The sequence below is a fragment of the Pararhizobium sp. P1_E7 genome (genome assembly GCF_056405855.1).
Map to the genome: position 1 here is coordinate 1 of NZ_JBFUBH010000161.1, position 2,905 is coordinate 2,905.

The 2,905-nt window shown below is 55.2% G+C and carries 6 protein-coding genes and 1 pseudogene; 5 read left to right on the forward strand and 2 right to left on the reverse strand.

Annotated features, from left to right (window positions below):
- Window positions 1–64: 64 nt before the first annotated feature.
- The 3 genes from AC1D17_RS28295 to AC1D17_RS28305 all read left to right on the forward strand — a co-directional run bounded on the left by AC1D17_RS28295 (window position 65) and on the right by AC1D17_RS28305 (window position 715).
- A complete protein-coding gene (locus AC1D17_RS28295; protein WP_477568537.1) occupies window positions 65–259 on the forward strand; it encodes a hypothetical protein in 195 nt (64 codons plus the stop codon).
- A 129-nt stretch (window positions 260–388) separates the two neighbouring features.
- A complete protein-coding gene (locus tag AC1D17_RS28300) occupies window positions 389–514 on the forward strand; it encodes a hypothetical protein (protein WP_477568538.1) in 126 nt (41 codons plus the stop codon).
- 57 nt (window positions 515–571) lie between these two features.
- Window positions 572–715 (forward strand): hypothetical protein, encoded by a 144-nt coding sequence (locus AC1D17_RS28305; protein ID WP_477568539.1) that lies wholly within the window; start codon window positions 572–574, stop codon window positions 713–715.
- Between the two features lie 170 nt (window positions 716–885).
- Here the strand turns inward: AC1D17_RS28305 and AC1D17_RS28310 are convergent, their stop codons facing one another.
- The gene (locus tag AC1D17_RS28310) at window positions 886–1,143 is read right to left on the reverse strand and encodes a hypothetical protein (protein ID WP_477568540.1); all 258 of its coding nucleotides are present in this window, start codon (window positions 1,141–1,143) and stop codon (window positions 886–888) included.
- A gap of 390 nt (window positions 1,144–1,533) precedes the next feature.
- Between AC1D17_RS28310 and AC1D17_RS28315 the strand changes: the two genes are divergently transcribed.
- Entirely contained in the window at window positions 1,534–2,025 is a 492-nt protein-coding gene (locus AC1D17_RS28315) for a hypothetical protein (protein ID WP_477568541.1), read from the forward strand.
- 38 nt (window positions 2,026–2,063) lie between these two features.
- Entirely contained in the window at window positions 2,064–2,399 is a 336-nt protein-coding gene (locus tag AC1D17_RS28320) for a hypothetical protein (RefSeq protein ID WP_477568542.1), read from the forward strand.
- Window positions 2,400–2,690: 291 nt separating this feature from the next.
- Here AC1D17_RS28320 and AC1D17_RS28325 read toward each other — a convergent pair.
- A pseudogene (locus AC1D17_RS28325) lies at window positions 2,691–2,905 on the reverse strand (integrase core domain-containing protein); the annotation flags it as partial.

Consider the following 2,905-nt stretch of genomic DNA (forward strand, 5'->3'; position numbering starts at 1 on the left):
GTACGGAACAAAGCCCTCCAGGCACCGTTTTAGCAGATCGTAATGATAGATGGAGGATGTCCTAATGGGTGTCGAACAAGCCCCGACCAAACAGGGCAAGGAATCTGCGACGGGATTGCGCAGAAGCGCCGCTGAGGAAGAAAGGAAAGTGGAGGCTCGAAAGGGCTCCGAGCTCGCCAAAGGTGCCGATCGGGTGGACGAGCGTTCGAGGAGTTCCGATGGCAAGAGTGCCGGCGCGAAGCAGAACGCAAAACGGTAATCCGAGCACAATCCTATCGATCCGGCGGCCCCCTCAGCGCCGGTAGCCTCCGTTGCCGCCAAACYGGCTGCGGAAAGCGGACCAGCGGTCGCCCGGCCGCTGGTCTTTGAGCGGCGGTGAGGACTGGATATGACAATCGCCATGGTAATAGGCATTGCGATTGGCACCGCCCTACTCGGCAATGCTGCCACCGGGATTGCCATGGGCATCGCTGTGGGTGCGGCTTGCGGGTATTTCCTCACGAAGAAGCTCTGACGTAAATGCCCCGGTGGAACAGTTCCTGTAGGCTGTTTGCCCGCCAAGGAGTCGCTTATGATCCGCAATGGTAATCAAGCAATTCTCGCCGTTCTGGCCTTTTCCGCGCTGGCGATAATACTCGTCTATGTTGCGAGCCTACCGGTGACGGAGCGCGACGGTTCTATTGACCCCAAGGAAAGCGTTATCGATCCCGACTAAGCGCGCCTGACTAATATTGAACAGAACTACTAATAGTGTTGCGCCGCGTGGTTCTTGCTTGAAACCTGTATATTCCCTGAACAAGATATCCAAACTTTCCACACCGCGACTCGAAATCGCGGTGTGGTTTTTGTTGGCGGCCAGCGGTTCGGGCGACCGCGCTAAGGGCATCACATCGACGACTTGCCAAGCATTGCATTGTTCATGTGCGTCGCGCATTTATCCATGTCCTTGGCAGCCATAGCTTCTTTGGCCATGGCCATTTCCTTCATCGCCGTTTCCTTTTTGCTCGCGTCGGTCATGGCGGTGGTGTCGGCCTCCAGTTTCATCATGGAGGCCTCGTCACACTTCATCGTCGCGTCCTGGGCGATCGCCGCGCCAGATAGGATGGCGCCAAGCAGGGCGGCGGCTAGCGTAAATTTCAACATTGTTATCTCCTCCGGACCGGCCACAGGATTGCGGCGGATCATGGGATGTCAACTTGCCGAAAGGAATGTTGTTCCCGTGACTTTTGGGCGTAACGAGCAATAATTAGATTATCCTGCTCACAATATCGTTACACCGGGACAGTTTCTCTAAAATGCCAAAAGTGTGGGAAATCCGGCCTACCTAGAGACGCTGAACAAGGCGCTGCGCGCAGCCGCTGGCTCCACCCATGAGGAACCAAGAGTCATTCTCACAGGAGCGGCATTTCTTTTGGTGGCGGTTCCTGCGATGGCGGCCGACTGCGATTTCGACAAGAAGGTCGGATCTTGCACCGGCCGGATCAAACTCGACAGTTCCGGAGAAAGAAGCCGAGTTATTCGGCAGAAATAACGGTGAGCAGTTCGGCCGCGACTTGCTCCAAGGTCGAATACTATCTCGACAACACACCTCACCAGACGATATTACGCAGCTCAAATAGTGAAGGTGAGAGCCTTTCCAGCACAAAGCCTATCGGCAAGAAGAACATCGACCTCGATCGGTGCACCGCATATCTCGACCGAGACCTCCAAGGGTCGGCGAAAGGTGGCGACCAGAAACAAGGAGGCTTCGCCGGGCGCTGGTACGGTTCCGTTGGCTTCATGCTCTTTAAGGCGGGCCTCACGCTGGATATCAATGCGAGTGGCCACGGCGTTTCGTCGTCAGCAAACGATCCCGACATTCCTTTCCAGGGGCGCATCAGCGGCAACCGGATGACCTACACCTACAATCAGCCCATCGGGGGTGAGCCGGTCAGCGTGACACTGACCATGAAATCCAAAGATGTCATCTCCTATGCTGGAAACGGCTCAGGTATTACAATGTCTGGAACACTGATGCGACAGTAGTTGCCCACGCAAATTGGTGGTACAACGCCATCTTGAATATGCCACAGGAAACACAGGCCGATCCATTTGGTACCACCACCGACTTCATCTTCGAGCTGCTCCGAGCCGCGAACGAGATTGGCAAGCTGGATAGCTACCAGCGGCGCCGGCTGCTCGATCGAGCGGTTTCCACTGTCCGCGAGGGCCGTGACCAAGTCGGTATTTCACCAAGCAATACCGCCGTCGATGCTGTGATTGATCTGCAGACGATGGCGGCTTCGATCGATCGTCAATCAGACGAGGATGTCAAGGCAGCGTTGTTGGACGCTGCCGACATGATCCGGACGCTGAAGATTGTTCTGGATGCGAAGGCCGAAGTGTCGCGCGTCGAGTGAGCAAACTCAGCCCAACCGAATATTATACAAATGAAAAACACCCCCAAAAATGGAACTTGCAAAACCACTAAATTAGCAGTGTTTTATTGTCTCTCTTGGGAGAGAGTGTTGCATTTCATATTATGCGATTTTATATTTTTAAACGATATTGTGCCGCCATCCTCGATCGGGTGGCGGCTTTTTCGTGGGTTGCTACGCTCATTGTGTGATGGGCTCACCCGTCCGAATATCCTTCACGGCCTCCTCAAAGGCGATCATGGTCTGCCCCCATCGGGTGATCCGGGTTTAATGTTAGTGCATGCTGGGTTTGACCGCCACTGCTGGCGTTGAAGCTGGGCCGTTCTGACGCGCGGCCACACGGTGGCTTCAGGTGCCGGTGGCTTGTAGTTCAGTGACGAGTGCGGACGCACGGTGTTGTAGTGTCGCCGCCAGCCCTCGATGATGATCTTCGCTTCCTTGAGCGTGTAGAAGATTTCTCCGTTGAGCAGTTCGTCCCTGAGCTTCGA